This is a genomic window from Spirosoma flavum, from assembly GCF_042686045.1.
GTDB classification, from domain to species: Bacteria; Bacteroidota; Bacteroidia; order Cytophagales; family Spirosomataceae; genus Spirosoma; species Spirosoma flavum.
The window spans coordinates 299,179-316,046 of sequence record NZ_JBHUOM010000048.1; the positions used below are offsets into that span (position 1 = coordinate 299,179).

The following is a 16,868-nucleotide window of genomic DNA, read 5'->3' on the forward strand; positions in this document are numbered from 1 at the left end:
TTAGCAGAATACTCATAAATACCATACATCCTATATCATATATAAATCTTGTTACTTTCGTTTTCTCCGCTCTTCCCGGCGCGATTTCTTCGCATCATCCATCGCCTTTTTAGCTTCTTTATACTGGCTGGATTTTCGCTCAGCTTTGTCCATCACTTCGTTAAAGTAGGACTGAGCCAAGTCATAGTTCTTCTCGTCGGTCGCAATCTTTGCCAGCCCCAACACAGACGACCAGTAGTAACCCGCATTCGTGGAGTTGGTTTGTTTAGCAAAATCAATTGATTTCTGATAGTATATTTTTGCTTGTGGTAAATTTCTGTAAAACAGATGGTTAACATATGCCAGGATATAAGCCGCCGTTCGACCGCTAACAGCCTCGTAGCCTGATTGCGTACGATCAACCTTGACTAAAATATCTTTGGAAAGCCGCTCGGCTTCGGCTAAGCGTCCTGTAACGAAGGCCGACCGGGCAAAATATCGCTCGAAAAATGGGTTATCAGGATATTGCTCATTCATGTATTTCGACATTTCATAAGCCTTATCATATTGATTCTCCATGCTATATATCTGAACCAGAAAATAGCGGGCTTCCACGCGGGTATAGAAAGCTGAATTTGCCGTTTTTTCTAGTTCTTTGATCCCATTTACTTTATTCCCTTTAGGGAAAAACATCAGAATCGGCTTCAAAAGCGGATAGTTTTCTGGAATCCATTGCGCGTAATAGTTGTACATACCATCGCCAAATAGTAGTTCGGGACTAAAATCGGCGTTGCCTTTGCACTTCTCGAAATATTTGAGCGCGTTTTTACCAGCAAACGTTGCCTTTGCCCATTTTTTGCGTTCTGAGTATAAACGCCCTTTGAAGGCATAAGCAGCGGCTAGAAAAAATGCCGGCTCAAGTTTATTCTCGCTGTTGTCATATAGTTTTTCAGCCAGCGCAATGGTCGTATCCATGTAGGCTATGCATTGAGTATCGTAATCGGTTATGTCGGTGTTGGGCACAATTTTCCACCACTCAGCAAGGCCCATCAGAAAGTAGGGCATCGGATGTTTGGGGTACCGCACCCGCAACCACCGAAACTCTTTGTCAGCATCGTAGAATTTAAAATTATACATCTGGTTGATAGCCTCCGCCGATTCAATCTGAACGCCGGGGTGCTTGAGCAGACCATCATATTTTTTATCAAACGCCGACGGGTCGTAGAGTTGGGCTTGCACCAGAGTAACCAGACCGGTAAGCCATACCGTCAACAATATCTTTTTCATTCGTTAAACTAGCTTTGTTAGTATATCAACGTAATACAGCATCGGACCGTTTGCTTGTGCTTATTTTTTGGTAAACTTTTGCCCACTACCTCAGCAACAGTGTATCTTTGAGGCCCAAGACGTTGTTATGATAACTATTAAAGACAAAACGTTTGTTCCGTTTATTCCCGCTGATGCTATCCAAGAGCGTATTCAGGAATTAGCTAAACAAATTAATCAAGAGTACGCCGACAAAAGGCCGCTGATTGTAGTCGTTCTGAACGGAGCGTTTTTGTTTGCCGCTGATCTGGCCAAACAATTAACCATTGCCTGCGAGATCACCTTTATTCGGGTTGCGTCTTATGCGGCAACCGAATCGAGCGGTCAGCTTAAACAGATTCTGGGTCTTAATGAATCTATTGAAGGGCGCGACCTGATTGTTGTCGAAGACATTGTTGATACTGGATTTACGTTGCATGAAGTATGCAAGCAACTCCGGGATAAGCAACCAGCATCGCTTACGATTGCCACTCTATTGTTTAAGCCAACCGCGTTGAAAGAACCTCTCGATTTGCACTACGTTGGTTTTGAGATTGAAAACCGCTTTGTTGTAGGGTACGGTTTAGATTATGATGGTTTAGGACGCAATACACAGGATATTTTCGTGCTGGCGTAACAGGGTTGAAGTAGGGTTGAAGTGTTGGCGTTGAGTACCAGCTATCTATCCACTTCCCCCATTACGACATCAATAGACCCAATAATAGCGACTAGATCGGCTAGCATGGCTCCCCGGCTGATCTCACTGATAACCGAAAGGTTATGAAAACAGCAAGACCGGGCTTTGCAACGCACTGGCACATCCGATTTTCCGTCCGTTCGAAAAAAGAAGCCAAGTTCACCTTTGGCACTTTCCGCACGGGCGTAAAAATCCATTGCCTTCGGCCTTATTTTCTTTGGCACAACGGCCTGCGGATCATAATCGCGGGTACGCTTGTGGTCTCCCAAGAGTTGGTCAAGACATTGTTCGATTATGCGAATGGACTCATGACACTCCTGTACCCGAACATTATTCCGGTCCCAGCAATCACCAACGGTTCCCATTTTGCCTTCACCAATTGGAATATCAAATTCCAGTTCGGGGTAAACGGAGTAGCCATCTACCCGACGAAGGTCATACCGCAGTCCTGACCCGCGTAACATTGGGCCGGTGCAACCATAGTTAATTGCTACAGTCAAGGGCAATACGCCAACATTGGCAGTCCGTTTAATAAAAATTTCGTTTTCAATAACTATTTGTTGTAGCTCAACCATATTAGGCTTGAGGTAAGCAACAAACTCCCGGCAGCGTTCCTCAAAGCCCACAGGAAGGTCGTAAAACAAACCTCCTACCCAAATGTAATTATAGAGCATCCGGGCACCAGTGAGCCATTCAAGAAGCCGCTGAATATGTTCCCGGTCGCGCATAAGCCAGAGGAAAGGCGTATAAGCCCCAATATCAAGCGCATACGTACCAATACCGACAAAATGGGCCGCGATACGATTTAATTCAGCTACCAGTACCCGAATATATTCAGTGCGTTTGGGAATATCATTCTGGATACCAAGCATCCGTTCTACGCCCATCACAAACGCATGCTCGGAATTCATAGCCGCCAGATAGTCGAGCCGATCTACAAATGGAATGGTCTGGTTGAACGGTAATGATTGGGCATGTTTCTCGAAACAGCGATGTAAGTAGCCGAGGTGCGGCACCACATCAACAATAATTTCGCCATTTGTAACAACTTCCATTCGCAACACGCCATGTGTTGATGGATGCTGCGGTCCCATGTTTAAGATCATCTCGCCTTCGTCAAGCATTTCGGGCGAGTAAACACTGGGCTCCGACGCCTGAAAATGACCCGGTGCGTATTCGTATTGTATCGTTTGCGTGTTCATGACAACGTCAAAGGTCGAAAGCTAGCGGGCGAAAGCCAAAAGTCTACAGCAAATCCTTACTTTTTATTAATCAGCCCTTTGCGAAGTGAAAGGCATTTCGTACCTTTGCCCTCCTTATCGAGAAAACGAACTTTAGCAATGGCAAAGAAAGGCGCCAATAGAATCCAGGTTATTCTGGAGTGCACCGAACAGAAAGACAGCGGTGTTCCTGGCATGTCCCGGTACATTACTACGAAAAACCGGAAGAATACACCGGCTCGTATTGAGCGGAAGAAATACAATCCGTTCCTTAAAAAAGTAACGCTGCATAAAGAAATTAAATAAGCGGTTGGTGATTAGTGGACAGAGGTCAGACAAAGACTCCATCCATTAACCACTTGCCTCTAACCACTACGAGACATGGCAAAAAAGGTAGTTGCAACCCTGAAAACGAAGGATAACGGCAAGGCATTTGCCAAAATTATTAAAGCCGTAAAGTCGCCTAAAACTGGCGCTTATACCTTCAAAGAAGAAATGGTCCCGGTTGACGAAGTACAGGCTGCGCTGAAAAGCTAGGCACTACAAAGGTTAGCTTCCTGCACAAAGACATTTGTCCCACAGCCTTCAACGGTTCTGTGGGACTTTTTTTATAAAAAAACAGTTAGGTCAGGTAGCGAGTCAGCCAGTCAGTGAGTAATTACGTAACCATAAAACTGCCTTACTGATAACCGACCACCTCACTGACAATACCTTATGGCCTTATTTGGTTTATTCTCAAAGGAAAAAAAAGAAACGCTCGACAAAGGTTTAGAGAGAACAAAAGATAGTTTTTTTTCTAAACTTGGCCGGGCGGTCGTTGGAAAAGCAACCGTTGACGAAGAGGTTCTGGATGAAGTTGAAAACGTACTTATTTCTTCGGACGTAGGGGTTGAAACGACGGTTAAAATCATTCGCCGGATTGAAGAACGTGTCGCCCGTGATAAATATGTGGGTACCGACGAGCTAGACCGCATTCTCCGTGAAGAAATTGCGTCTCTACTTTCAGATAATAATACCGTTGATGTCGCCGATGATTTTTCCTTACCCGCTGGCAAGAAACCCTATGTGATTATGGTTGTGGGTGTCAATGGCGTTGGTAAAACGACAACCATTGGTAAACTGGCTGCGCAATTTCACAAACGGGGCAAAAAAGTCATACTAGGTGCGGGCGATACCTTCCGGGCTGCGGCTGTTGACCAGCTAAAACTTTGGGGCGACCGCGTAGGCGTTCCGGTAGTTTCGCACGGCATGAACACCGACCCCTCGGCGGTTGCATTCGACGCCGTGAAAAAAGCGACAGAAACGGGTGCCGACGTTGTTATTATCGACACTGCCGGACGGCTTCACACGAAGGTTAACCTGATGAACGAGTTGACCAAAATTAAGCGTGTGATGCAAAAATTCACCCCCGATGCGCCCCACGAAGTGCTTTTAGTGCTCGATGGGTCAACGGGTCAAAACGCGTTTATTCAGGCAACCGAGTTCACTAAAGCAACGGAAGTCACAGCTTTGGCCATCACAAAACTAGATGGAACCGCAAAAGGTGGGGTCGTCATTGGCATCTCGGAGCAGTTTAAGATTCCGGTCAAATACATTGGTGTCGGTGAAAAAATAGACGATTTGCAGGTCTTTAACAAAATGGAGTTTGTGGATTCATTCTTCAAGAAATGAGCATAGTAGCCAAGCAGTTAGTATTCTCAGGTAAGCACAATAGCCTTGAAAATTTTCTCGACGAAGCGCATGCATTAAACGTTAAGAGTAGAACACCTTCATGGCATACGCTTGATGACGTAAAACGAGAGCCTGGATTATGACTAATCACATTAAACGGTTTACGGTAAGCAGGTTGGCGCTACTCATAATCAACCTATTGATAGTATGTTTTTCATTGACCGTTTCAGCCCAGAAACACCCCCGACGAAAACCAGCTAAGTCGATTGTTAAGCAAGGAATCTGCGGGATGGTTGTTGTAAAACGTGGTAACTATATGCCTAGCCCTGATTCTCCACAGTCGAACCCCAACGGGTCACCCGCTGAACGCGAAGTCCTGATTTTCCCGCTGTTGAACAGTAGTCAGGTGGATGCAAGTGAAAATGGCTTCATTAACTCTGTTAGAGAAGCGAAGCCCATCCAGACTGTTAAATCGGGAAAAGATGGAAAGTTTTGTGTGAGTCTGCCAGTGGGTCATTACTCCGTATTAGTTCGGGAGCCTAAGGGTTTATATGCAAATCTGTCAGATTCGCATAACAATATTTTTCCGGTCAATGTCTCCAGAAACCGCTCGGTTACGGTGACGGTAGCCATTACGTATCAAGCTGTATTTTAAATAATGTTGGCTATCAATGCGGTGAAAACCCGTGATGCCATCCGAAGCGGATTATTATCCGCCTTACTTGTATGAAAACCAAAGGAATACGTACCAATAAAATCAATATCGTCACGCTCGGTTGCTCAAAAAACTTAGTAGACTCAGAAGTGCTGTTCACTCAACTCAGAGGCAACGGCATGAACGTAACGCACGAGTCGAAAAAAGATGATGCTAATATCGTTGTCATTAATACGTGCGGATTTATTGATAATGCTAAGGAAGAATCCATCAACACAATTCTGCGCTACGTAGATGCAAAAGAAGCGGGCATAGTTGATAAAGTTTACGTAACGGGTTGCCTTTCACACCGTTACAAAGACGAACTCGAACTTGAAATGCCCACCGTTGATGCCTGGTTTGGCACAAACGAATTGCCCCGGATGCTGAAAACACTTCGTGCAGACTACAAGCACGAACTCGTTGGCGAACGGCTGCTGACAACGCCAACTCATTACGCCTATCTTAAAATAGCCGAAGGTTGCGACCGGCCGTGTTCATTCTGTGCCATTCCGCTCATGCGCGGAGTTCACGTATCTCGCCCCATAGAGGAGCTGTTAACTGAAGCTCGCTCACTCGCTCGGCGTGGTACTAAAGAACTGATTCTGATCGCTCAGGATTTGACTTATTATGGGCTTGACATCTACAAAAAACGTAACCTAGCTGATCTTATTGACCAATTGGCCGATGTAGAAGGCATTGACTGGATTCGGTTGCAGTATGCTTATCCATCAGGTTTTCCACTGGAAGTACTAGATGTGATGCGCGACAGGCCAAATGTCTGCAACTATTTAGACATGCCGTTGCAAACCGGCTCGACCGAACTGCTGAAGCTCATGCGTCGGGGGATTACCCGCGAGAAAACCGAGAATCTGATTCAAACTATTCGTGAGCGGGTGCCGGGCATTACCCTTCGCACTACGTTGATTACGGGTCACCCCGGCGAGACAGACGCTATGTTCCAGGAAACATACGATTTTGTGGAGCGGATGCGCTTCGACCGTTTAGGTGTATTTACGTATTCACACGAAGACGATACACACTCGTTTACTATGCCTGATGATGTTCCAGCCGACGTAAAGCAGGAACGTGCCGATGAATTAATGGAGATTCAGCAGGGAATTTCCCAGGAATTAAACCAGCAAAAAGTTGGACAGACGTTCAAAGTCTTGTTCGATAGGAAAGAAGGCGGTTATTTTATCGGTCGTACCGAAGCTGATTCGCCCGAAGTGGATAATGAAGTGTTAATACCTGCCACGCAATATGTCCGTTTGGGCGATTTCGCCAATGTACGCATTGACAAGGCCGAGGAGTTTGATTTGTACGGAGAAGTTGTTTAAATAGCTGTATGAAACTGATAGCAAGCGAATTAGAGGTCATTAGCCATTACTTGCAAGACAAACCGGTAGTGCGTGCATTCATTTTTGGCTCGTATGCGCGGGGCGATGCCGATTCGCGAAGTGACCTTGATTTACTTGTAGAGCTGGATTACAGCCGCCCTATTGGCTTACAATTTGTCGGGATGAAATTTGACTTGGAAGAACGTCTAAACAAGGCCGTCGATTTAGTATCTGCCAACGGATTGTCTTCTCGTATTCGTCCTTTCATTGACCAACACAAACAGCTCATTTATGAAAGGTCGGTTCGGCGATAAACAACGTATTGAACATGCCTTTGATGCAATCGTATAAATTGAGGATTATATAGCTGATCAATCCTTTGCTAAGTTTTTGGCAAGTTTGCCTGTGTTAAACAACTTAAAATCATTGGTGAAGCTTGTAATCACGTCGATTCGTCGGTTAGGACCGCCTTTCCTGAAGTCGAATGGCGTAAAATCACCGGCCTACAGCACATCTTGGTACATGAATATTTTGGCGTTGATTCGGCACTCATTTGGGATGTCATTACTGACGATATCCCTAATTTGAAAACGCAATTGACCTATATTCTCACTACTTTATAATCCGTCAATACCTACGAACGTTAATCCTGTGAGACACTGTCGAACCTTGCGGGTTTTTTCGTTGTTAAAATCCGGTAAACGCAACCCCGCCTACCGCATGAACTGTCAGTACCTGTCGCTTGTCTCAACCGGCCAGTTTTCTCCCCTTTTCCTTGATTACATTACCGATAAAGATAGTCTAAAACCATTCTACGGTCGTTTTCCTGACAAATCTGCGTTTAAAGATCAACTAAACGATAAAATATTCGACGAGTCGAAACGACAGGTTTTGGTTGATGTGCTCGAACAACAATACCAGAATATAGACACAAAGCCCGATTTTTCGGGGTTGCTCCAGCCCAACACGTTTACGGTTACGACAGGCCACCAGCTCAATATTTTTACGGGGCCTCTCTACATTATCTACAAATTAATCACGACCATAAATCTGGCCCGGCAATTAAAAGAAGTTTATCCCAGCTATAATTTTGTGCCGGTATACTGGATGGCGACCGAAGACCATGACTTCGCTGAAATTAACCATTTTACGCTACTGGGTAAAAATTATGCCTGGCAAACAGAACAGCGGGGAGCAGTTGGCCGCATGAATCCACAGGAATTAAAAGCCCTTTTCGCCCAGATTCCCGAAAAACTATCTCTGTTTGAGGCCGCTTACCTGAAACACACTACACTTGCCGATGCTGCTCGCTACTATGTTAACGAGCTATTCGGAGCAGACGGTCTGGTGTGTTTGGATGCCGACAATGCCGATTTGAAACGTGTTTTCGCTCCCATCATGCGAGACGAACTAACGCAGCAGAAATCAGGCGAACTGGTGCATGAGCAGACCGATCTGTTGGAAGGCATGGGTTATAAAACAGTCATTGCCCCGCGCGACATCAACTTGTTTTACTTGGATGATCAACTCCGCGAGCGTATAGAGCGCAAGGAAGATGGCACATACCGGGTGTTGCACACTAAGCTGAAATTTTCGGAAGATGAGTTGTTGGATCTGTTAGATAAACATCCTGAGCAGTTTAGCCCGAATGTAGTTCTACGTCCGCTATATCAGGAAACTATTCTTCCTAACCTGGCTTATATTGGTGGTCCGTCAGAAGTACCGTACTGGCTGCAATTGAAGAGCGTATTTGAGCATTATCAGACGCCATTTCCACTATTGATGCCACGCAATTTCGCCATGTATGTTTCGGCTGTGAGTTCGAAACGAATCTGCAAATTAGGCCTTACACCAGAAGAATTATTTCAGGATAAGCTCAAACTTAAGCGTGAATATGTTGATATCCACACCCGCCATACGCTTAAGTTCGATAATGAAAACAAGACCGTTCATAAAGCTCTCGACGCTATTTTACACAAAGCGCAGATGGTTGATCCAACGTTAGAAAAGGCCGTACTAGCCGAGACAAAGCGATTTGCAAATGCCATTGTCCGACTTGAAAAGAAAATGCGACGGGCTGAAGAACGCAATCAAGAAACGGGTATCCGGCAATTACTAGCGGTTAAAGATGACCTCTTCCCCAATGGAGGCCCACAGGAACGAAGTGAAAATTTTCTGACATTTTACCTGAACGACCGCCAGTTTCTACAAAAAATGCTGTCGGCATTCGATCCGTTCGATTATCGAATGCAGCTTTGTTTAGAGTAAACCAAACCGCTACACACCGATCGATTCGGTCCAATCGGTGGTTAATATATGAACAAGGTCGACTTACGTCGTGAGTATCTCACTAAACGCAAAGCCCTAACAGCGCGTGAGGTTGAGCATCGTAGCCAGTTGATTGGAAAGCTTTTTTTCGATTTTTTGGTTAAAACCAAACTGGTTACCGAACCAGTTATGCTTCACACATTTCTACCAATCCAGCGAACGAACGAAGTTGATACGTGGCTAATTATTCGTCATTTATGGGCGGCTTTCAAGCATATTCAAATTGCTGTGCCAGTCACCGATACTGCTCAGAGTACGCTAGGTCATTATTTAATTTCGCCCGAAACACCACTCGTAGAAAATCGCTGGGGCATCCCAGAACCGCCAACTCAGGGTTATCAACCCTTGTCTCCAATTGATTTCCGTATTGTTCTTGTTCCTTTACTTGTCTTTGATCAACAAGGCCATCGTGTTGGCTATGGTGGCGGATATTACGACCGTTTTCTATCTCATTCTCGGCCAGATTGTCTGAAAGTTGGCTTATCGCTTTTTGAACCGGTTGAGGCAATTGACGATGCCGAGCCCACTGATATTCCATTAACTATTTGTATAACGCCAGTGCAGGACTATACCTTCAATTAAGAATATTTAATCAATATTTATTCATATTTTAATGCCTACAAGTCACAGTATTTGTTAGCTTTCTTTAGAATTTAACAACTACTATGAAAAAATTTCTGCTTCTTCTACTCATCTATCCATTTAGGCTGTGGGCACAGACAGATTCCCTCGCACCGTCCTTATTACCGTATCGTCAGGAGAATCTCAAGCATATTGAAAGTGATTTGTTGCCAGCCAACTACGGCCGTTATGGCAGAAGTGTTCGGACACAATATACGTATGATGGTCTTGATATTCGGCGGGCAAAAGATTTGGGACCATATATTATGGCTTCGGGTAATCCAGAGGCTATGCACGAATTTAATGCCTATATCAACAGCCGGAAAGCTGGAGCCTGGCTCATTGCGGGTGGACTTACGTCAATAATTGTCGGCGCAATAATTATGGGATCGAATGGGCCGGGGGCCGACGGAAAGTTTACAATTCAACAACCGTATGTTTGTCCGACGGGTTATGCCTGTAGTGGGTCTTCCGGTGGCGTAGTGTATGGCGGGCAAATTGCCGGTTACCAGACTGGGATTGACACTCAGCGACAAAATACTTACGCGGCAGGAGGACTTACATTATTGAGCGGTGCAATTATGGCAGGGATCGGCTGGGGGTTAAATATACCCGGTCAGCATGTACGGCGTTCGGTGCAATACTATAACAGAGCCTTAAAACAACGTGGCATATCGTGGCAGATAACACCCTACTCATCCTTATCTAATTCGGGGCTTGGTTTACATGGACGTTTCTAACTTTTTTAGACTATAATTCCTGTCCGTCAAACTTTTGCCGTATTTTTACGGTCAATTCTCTAATCAATTGCACAAATCATTATGAAAATCGCAGTCGTTGGGGCTACTGGTTTAGTCGGTAGCGAAATCCTGAAGGTTCTGGCAGAACGTAACTTCCCCGTATCTGAACTCATTCCCGTTGCCTCCGAGCGTTCGGTTGGTAAACAGGTCGAGTTCAAGGGTAAATCTTACACGGTTGTTGGCTTTGAGGACGCTATTGCTGCCAAACCTGCCATTGCGATTTTTTCCGCCGGTGGCAGTACGTCGCTTGCTCTAGCTCCAAAATTTGCCGAAGCTGGAATCACGGTCGTTGACAATTCATCAGCCTGGCGCATGGACCCCAGCAAAAAATTAGTCGTACCTGAAATCAACGCGAACACGCTGACGCCGGAAGACAAAATTATTGCTAATCCAAATTGCTCGACTATTCAGATGGTTGTGGCCTTGAAACCGCTTCACGATCGGTACAAAATCAAACGCATTGTCGTCTCAACCTATCAATCGGTGACGGGGACAGGCAAAGCGGCTGTTGATCAACTTTTTGCTGAACGTACGGGAAAACAGGGTGTTGATAAAGTATACCCGCATCCAATCGACCTGAATGTATTACCGCATATTGACTCTTTCCTCGACAATGGGTATACAAAAGAGGAGATGAAAATGGTCAACGAAACCAGGAAAATCATGGGTGATGACACAATCCGAGTTACGGCGACAACAGTTCGTATTCCAACCATCGGGGGTCACTCCGAAGCGGTGAATGTCGAATTTGAAAACGAGTTTGACCTAAGCGAAGTCGTTGATATCCTGACCAATGCCGAAGGCGTCATTGTGCAGGATGATCCGGCTAATAAAATTTACCCAATGCCCCTAACGGCCCACGGCAAAGACGAGGTATTTGTCGGTCGTATACGTCGCGATGAGAGCCAGCCCAAAACGTTGAACATGTGGATTGTGGCAGATAATCTCCGCAAAGGAGCCGCGACCAACGCTGTGCAAATTGCGGAATACCTAGTGAAACATAACTTAGTGGAAAGTGAAGAAATGGTTGCATAACCATTCTTCCTGTCAACTTACCGAAAGTCCCGTTTAGCTTGTTGCTGAGCGGGACTTTTTGCGTAGATTTCGTGAGAACACAGCTCATAGTTAATGAATCAGACGCCCGTTATCCAACTACAGAACATTTATAAATCATACGGGTCAACGCCTGTTTTGAAAGGTATTAACCTAAGCGTGTCTCCCGGTCAGATAGTGGGCTACATTGGCCCCAACGGTGCGGGGAAGTCGACAACGATCAAAATCCTGATTGGTATGCTTCCCGATTATACGGGTGAAGCTACTGTGCTGGGCATGGATGTAAGAACACAGGCGCTTGAAATAAAACGTCGCATTGGCTACGTTCCCGAAAACGCAGCTCTGTACGACACATTGACACCGATAGAATACTTACAGTTTATTGGACAGTTGTACGACTTAAATACCACTCATATTGAACGCAGAGCCCTTGAAATGCTGCGCCTGTTTCAGCTTAGCGACCATGCCAATGCCCGCATGACAACCTTTTCGAAGGGTATGCGGCAGAAAGTTCTGCTCATTTCAGGATTGCTTCATAACCCCGATGTCATTTTTCTGGACGAACCCCTTTCGGGTTTGGATGCTAACGCCGTTGTGTTGGTCAAAGAGATAATGCGGCAGTTGGCTACTAGCGGTAAAACAATTTTCTACAGCTCACACATTATGGATGTGGTCGAGAAGATTTCGGACCGAATTATTATTATCAATCAGGGTCAGATTATTGCCGATGGCACCTTTGCCGAATTACAGCACCAACGACCCGAATCGCTCGAACAACTGTTTGCCCAACTCACCGGCAGCAACGGTCAAACGGATATAGCCGAAGAATTTATCCACGCACTCAAAAATTGACCTTCTTGCCATGCTGGAATGCCAGCCCGGCAACAACATTATGACTACGCTTATTCTTTGGCTCCTTGATCGGGTTCAATCGTTATTTCGGTTACTGGGCGCTGACTATGGTCAATTGCGGGCTATAGTACAGGTAAAACTGATAATGGATAACCGCCGGAGCCTCGTTAGTTTGGGCCGTTACGGTAAACCGTCAGCTGAAAGCAACAGCAATTTTACCCGTGTTTTGGGTATCTACACCCTTGTGGGTGGACTTATTAGCTTAGCAATGCTGTCGACCCCAGAGCGAGATATGCTATTCTTTCCGCTCACCTTACAATTTTCTTACATCATGGCCCTGTGCGCCATGACGCTTATCTCCGATTTCTCATCAGTCATTCTAGACTCCTCCGATAATCAGATTATTTTGCCCCGCCCCGTTGGCAGCCGAACCCTATGGCTAGCTCGAATCGTGCACATTAGCAGCTACTTATTTGCCATTGCTTTATCATTGTCGGTGGGTGGCGTTTTGGTTATTGGGTACCGGTTTGGCGCGTTAGCGGCATTAACGTTCCTAACAATGAGTCTGCTATCGGCGGTACTGATGGTCTTCCTAACCAACGTATTCTATTTGGTACTGATGCGTTTCATCAATGAAGAGAAGCTACGCGAGGTTATCAACTATTTCCAGATTGTGATGGCCGTACTATTCTACGGAGGCTATCAACTCCTGCCACGCCTGATCGATTCCCGGGAAATATTAACACAAACTATCGAACATACATGGTGGCATTATCTGATTCCACCTATGTGGATGGCGGCTACCGTCGATGTATTCATTCAACCTATACTAGACTCAACCCACATAATTTTTGGCTCATTGGCATTGCTGATGCCATTTGCCGGTTTGTGGTTCATGAACCGTTTTTTAACGGCCAATTTTACGCAGAAATTAAGTGGTATTGATAACGAAAGCCAGTCTGAAGCATCACCTCTTTCAGCTCCACGAACACAGTCGGTCAGAACGAACTGGCTGGAGAAACTAGCTACCTGGGCTACGACTAATGCACTCGAACGAGCCGCTTTTACATTTACATGGCGCATAACTGGCCGAGATCGTAAATTCAAACTCAAAACATATCCTCAATTGGGCTTCGGACTTGCCTACGTCGTAGCCATGTCATTTCAGAGTCGGAGCATCGGGTCAAGCGGTTTCTTTTATCTTTTCGCTCTTTATTTCGCGGGTCTTTATGTAATGGTAGCTCAGTATCAACTGGGCATTTCAGATAATTATAAGGCATCCTGGATTTACGGCAGTGCTCCTATCCAAGCTCCCGGCGATGTGCTTTCGGGATCGTTAAAAGCTTTGATAATAAAGCTTTTGATTCCCTTCTATACTTTACTGGCGAGTTACATTCTTTACCGCTACGGCCTCGACAAAATCAATGACGTGTTATTGGCGTTCAGTAACTCATTAATAATGCTCGTTAGCGCGGCTTTATTGTCAACACGCTATATGCCGTTTTCGGTAGCGCCAGATGCTCTGAAACAAAATAATACGGCTCGTGGATTATTAGTCAGTATTGTTTTGGCCATTGTTGGTCTTTCGCACTTCGGTCTAACACTAGTGCCGTATGGTGTGTGGGTAGCGATTCCGGCATCTGTCTTTACCTTCTGGTATATACTTCACCAATATAAGAAGACGAGTTGGGAAAGGGTTGAGATGGGGTAATAAAGCAAAGAGCCTGTCAGCGATTGCTAACAGGCTCTTGTGCCGAAGGCGAGACTCGAACTCGCATGTCCGTAAAGACACACGCCCCTGAAACGTGCGTGTCTACCAATTTCACCACTTCGGCAGGAATTTCCCCGTATTGGGACTGCAAAGATACGGTTCGTCAACCTGATTGTACAAGGTTTTTAGCTAAATTTTTCGATTTTATCGGACAAATAATAACCGCTCACCCGGCTGGTTAGTCATAAACTGACCGTTTTCATAAACCAATTTACCCGAAACAATCGTATGCGTTATACTAGCCCCAAACGTATGCCCTTCCAATGGCGACCAACCGCACTGATACAGAATGTTTTGGGAGGAAACAGTTGTCGGCTGGGCTATATCGACCAGAACGAGGTCGGCCCAATAGCCTTCACGGACATAGCCCCGTCGGTCAATCTGGAAGCAATCGGCAGGGGCGTGACACATTTTACGAACAACTGTCTCGAGAGATAGCTTACCCTGCTCAACAAACTCAAGCATCATCAACAATGGGTGTTGCACTAATGGTAAACCCGACGGAGCCTGCCAATAAGGGTGCTGTTTTTCGGCCCACGTGTGTGGAGCATGGTCGGTGGCAACAATATCCAGGCGGTCATCTATCAACGCGGCCAGCAAGGCTACTTTATGATGCGGGGCTTTGATGGCTGGATTGCACTTGATTTGGTTCCCCAGCGTTGCGTAGTCGTCACTGTCGAACCAGAGGTGATGCACGCAAACTTCAGCCGTAATACGTTTTTCAGTAAGGGGAAGTTTGTTGTCGAATAAAATCAGTTCGTCGGCGGTTGAAATGTGTAGTATGTGCAACCGGGCATTGTGCTGCCGGGCCAATTCCACAGCCAGAGACGACGATTTCAGACAAGCCTCTTCGTTGCGAATAAGCGGATGCAGAGCCGCTGTAGCCTGACGTGGTCCAGTCTGGTCACTATACTCGCGCTTATATCGTTCTGTATTGATCCGTATAGTAGCTTCATCTTCGCAGTGGGTGGCAATGAGCATTGGACTTTGACGAAACAACCCGTCCAGAACTTGCTCATTATCAACCAGCATACTGCCCGTCGATGAGCCCATAAATACCTTAATACCACAAACAGTATCTGGATTCGTTCGCAGGACCTCATCGAGATTGTCGTTCGATGCTCCCATAAAAAACGAGTAATTAGCCAGCGACGTAGACGCGGCAATAGCGTATTTCTGGGCAAGCAATTCCTGAGTTAGCGCATTCGGAACGGTGTTGGGCATTTCCATAAAGCTGGTAACACCTCCCGCCACAGCAGCCCGCGCTTCCGATTGAATTGTAGCTTTATGGGTCAGTCCGGGTTCTCGAAAATGCACCTGGTCATCGATAACACCCGGCAAAAGATACTTTCCCTTGGCATCAATAATCTGGATAGTACCCGTGTCAGATAAGCCCGGCTTAATTTGGGAGATAAACCCGCTTTCTATTAATACGTCGGTCTCTATAATTTGCCCCTCGTTGACTAATCGGGCATTACGAATCAGAAGTTTAGTCATAAGAGTCGGGCTGCTTCCTTTGCAAAATAGGTCAAAATAACATTGGCTCCCGCTCGCTTAATTGCCATAAGTGATTCCATCATAGCGCGTTCGCCATCAAGCCAGCCATTTTGTGCGGCAGCTTTGATCATTGCATATTCGCCACTGACATTGTAAGCAGCAATGGGCAAATGGAAATTATCATTCAGCAGTTTAATAATATCTAAATACGCTAAGGCGGGCTTCACCATCAGGAAGTCAGCCCCTTCTTCGAAATCAAGCTGGGCCTCAATAAGCGCTTCCCGACTATTAGCCGGATTCATTTGATACGTTTTCTTGTCCCCAAACTTCGGTGCCGAATTGAGCGCATCGCGAAAGGGACCGTAGAAAGCACTCGCATACTTAGCCGCGTAAGACATGATGGCCACCTCATGAAAGCCTCCCTCATCCAGTACTTGCCGAATGTAGCCTACACGACCATCCATCATATCAGATGGGCCAACAATATCGGCACCAGCCTGGGCCTGTGCGAGAGCCATTTTGCCTAAAACTTCCAGCGTTGGGTCATTAAGAATTTTACCATTTTCAACAATCCCATCATGGCCGTCTGAACTATAGGGGTCCATCGCCACATCAGTCATTATAGCTACGTCGGGGAAGCGGTTTTTGATCGTCTGGATAGTTTGCAGATACAACCCGTCGGGATTATAGCTTTCAGTGGCGTATTTGTCTTTCTTCGATTCGGAAAGGTTAGGAAACAGGTCAAACGTTTTGATTCCGAGGTCAACACATTCCTGAATTTCATTGAGCAGCAGATCTAATGAGAACCGGTAAATACCCGGCATGGACGATACTTCTGACCGAACATTTTTACCTTCCGTGATGAAAACCGGCAAAATAAAATCAGTGACCGACAAGCGGGTTTCCTGTACCATATCGCGGATAACAGCCGATTGGCGGTTCCGACGCGGACGACGAATTAAGTTCATTATTTACAATTTTCGGTTCCCGGATGATGATTCCGTTAGCATCAGCCCCGGTTTAGAGACAACAACTAATAC

At 45.8% G+C, this 16,868-nt stretch carries 18 protein-coding genes and 1 tRNA gene; 14 read left to right on the forward strand and 5 right to left on the reverse strand.

The window, feature by feature from the left end:
* Nucleotides 1-51 precede the first annotated feature (51 nt).
* Entirely contained in the window at nucleotides 52-1,266 is a 1,215-nt protein-coding gene (locus ACFS25_RS30350; RefSeq protein ID WP_381508750.1) for a tetratricopeptide repeat protein, read from the reverse strand.
* A gap of 127 nt (nucleotides 1,267-1,393) precedes the next feature.
* Here ACFS25_RS30350 and hpt point away from each other — a divergent pair, with 127 nt between their 5' ends.
* Nucleotides 1,394-1,921: a hypoxanthine phosphoribosyltransferase gene (gene hpt / locus ACFS25_RS30355; RefSeq protein ID WP_381508752.1), complete on the forward strand. Its 528-nt coding sequence runs from the start codon at nucleotides 1,394-1,396 to the stop codon at nucleotides 1,919-1,921.
* A gap of 41 nt (nucleotides 1,922-1,962) precedes the next feature.
* Here the strand turns inward: hpt and ACFS25_RS30360 are convergent, their stop codons facing one another.
* On the reverse strand, nucleotides 1,963-3,183 hold the full coding sequence (locus ACFS25_RS30360) for an NADH-quinone oxidoreductase subunit D (RefSeq protein ID WP_381508753.1): 1,221 nt from the start codon (nucleotides 3,181-3,183) through the stop codon (nucleotides 1,963-1,965).
* Nucleotides 3,184-3,321: 138 nt separating this feature from the next.
* On the opposite strand from ACFS25_RS30360, the gene rpmG reads away from it, so the two are divergent.
* The 13 genes from rpmG (at nucleotide 3,322) to ACFS25_RS30425 (ending at nucleotide 14,271) form a co-directional block, all read left to right on the forward strand.
* Nucleotides 3,322-3,507 carry a 50S ribosomal protein L33 gene (rpmG, locus tag ACFS25_RS30365; protein ID WP_012929817.1) on the forward strand — a complete coding sequence of 62 codons (186 nt, stop codon included), beginning with the start codon at nucleotides 3,322-3,324 and terminating at the stop codon, nucleotides 3,505-3,507.
* A gap of 75 nt (nucleotides 3,508-3,582) precedes the next feature.
* The gene (locus tag ACFS25_RS30370) at nucleotides 3,583-3,738 is read left to right on the forward strand and encodes a DUF4295 domain-containing protein (RefSeq protein ID WP_012929818.1); all 156 of its coding nucleotides are present in this window, start codon (nucleotides 3,583-3,585) and stop codon (nucleotides 3,736-3,738) included.
* 177 nt (nucleotides 3,739-3,915) lie between these two features.
* Nucleotides 3,916-4,872 carry a signal recognition particle-docking protein FtsY gene (ftsY, locus tag ACFS25_RS30375; RefSeq protein ID WP_381508756.1) on the forward strand — a complete coding sequence of 319 codons (957 nt, stop codon included), beginning with the start codon at nucleotides 3,916-3,918 and terminating at the stop codon, nucleotides 4,870-4,872.
* Between the two features lie 316 nt (nucleotides 4,873-5,188).
* Complete coding sequence (locus ACFS25_RS30380; protein ID WP_381508758.1) at nucleotides 5,189-5,527, forward strand: hypothetical protein; 339 nt, start codon at nucleotides 5,189-5,191, stop codon at nucleotides 5,525-5,527.
* A 71-nt stretch (nucleotides 5,528-5,598) separates the two neighbouring features.
* Nucleotides 5,599-6,906, forward strand: a complete 1,308-nt coding sequence (gene rimO, locus ACFS25_RS30385) for a 30S ribosomal protein S12 methylthiotransferase RimO (protein WP_381508760.1) — start codon at nucleotides 5,599-5,601, stop codon at nucleotides 6,904-6,906.
* A gap of 8 nt (nucleotides 6,907-6,914) precedes the next feature.
* Nucleotides 6,915-7,220: a nucleotidyltransferase family protein gene (locus tag ACFS25_RS30390; RefSeq protein WP_381508762.1), complete on the forward strand. Its 306-nt coding sequence runs from the start codon at nucleotides 6,915-6,917 to the stop codon at nucleotides 7,218-7,220.
* A 111-nt stretch (nucleotides 7,221-7,331) separates the two neighbouring features.
* Nucleotides 7,332-7,529: a HepT-like ribonuclease domain-containing protein gene (locus ACFS25_RS30395; protein ID WP_381508961.1), complete on the forward strand. Its 198-nt coding sequence runs from the start codon at nucleotides 7,332-7,334 to the stop codon at nucleotides 7,527-7,529.
* A 97-nt stretch (nucleotides 7,530-7,626) separates the two neighbouring features.
* Nucleotides 7,627-9,174, forward strand: a complete 1,548-nt coding sequence (bshC, locus tag ACFS25_RS30400) for a bacillithiol biosynthesis cysteine-adding enzyme BshC (RefSeq protein WP_381508764.1) — start codon at nucleotides 7,627-7,629, stop codon at nucleotides 9,172-9,174.
* A 48-nt stretch (nucleotides 9,175-9,222) separates the two neighbouring features.
* Nucleotides 9,223-9,816 carry a 5-formyltetrahydrofolate cyclo-ligase gene (locus ACFS25_RS30405; RefSeq protein WP_381508766.1) on the forward strand — a complete coding sequence of 198 codons (594 nt, stop codon included), beginning with the start codon at nucleotides 9,223-9,225 and terminating at the stop codon, nucleotides 9,814-9,816.
* A gap of 83 nt (nucleotides 9,817-9,899) precedes the next feature.
* Entirely contained in the window at nucleotides 9,900-10,595 is a 696-nt protein-coding gene (locus ACFS25_RS30410; RefSeq protein WP_381508768.1) for a hypothetical protein, read from the forward strand.
* Between the two features lie 81 nt (nucleotides 10,596-10,676).
* On the forward strand, nucleotides 10,677-11,690 hold the full coding sequence (locus tag ACFS25_RS30415; RefSeq protein ID WP_381508770.1) for an aspartate-semialdehyde dehydrogenase: 1,014 nt from the start codon (nucleotides 10,677-10,679) through the stop codon (nucleotides 11,688-11,690).
* 93 nt (nucleotides 11,691-11,783) lie between these two features.
* Nucleotides 11,784-12,560 carry an ABC transporter ATP-binding protein gene (locus tag ACFS25_RS30420; RefSeq protein WP_381508772.1) on the forward strand — a complete coding sequence of 259 codons (777 nt, stop codon included), beginning with the start codon at nucleotides 11,784-11,786 and terminating at the stop codon, nucleotides 12,558-12,560.
* A 40-nt stretch (nucleotides 12,561-12,600) separates the two neighbouring features.
* The gene (locus tag ACFS25_RS30425) at nucleotides 12,601-14,271 is read left to right on the forward strand and encodes a hypothetical protein (RefSeq protein ID WP_381508774.1); all 1,671 of its coding nucleotides are present in this window, start codon (nucleotides 12,601-12,603) and stop codon (nucleotides 14,269-14,271) included.
* A gap of 40 nt (nucleotides 14,272-14,311) precedes the next feature.
* Here ACFS25_RS30425 and ACFS25_RS30430 read toward each other — a convergent pair.
* The 3 genes from ACFS25_RS30430 to hemB form a co-directional block, all read right to left on the reverse strand.
* A tRNA-Leu gene (locus tag ACFS25_RS30430) sits at nucleotides 14,312-14,395 on the reverse strand.
* Nucleotides 14,396-14,475: 80 nt separating this feature from the next.
* On the reverse strand, nucleotides 14,476-15,828 hold the full coding sequence (locus ACFS25_RS30435; RefSeq protein ID WP_381508776.1) for a dihydroorotase: 1,353 nt from the start codon (nucleotides 15,826-15,828) through the stop codon (nucleotides 14,476-14,478).
* A complete protein-coding gene (hemB, locus tag ACFS25_RS30440; protein ID WP_381508778.1) occupies nucleotides 15,825-16,796 on the reverse strand; it encodes a porphobilinogen synthase in 972 nt (323 codons plus the stop codon). The genes ACFS25_RS30435 and hemB overlap by 4 nt, the downstream gene beginning before the upstream one ends.
* Nucleotides 16,797-16,868 lie beyond the last annotated feature (72 nt).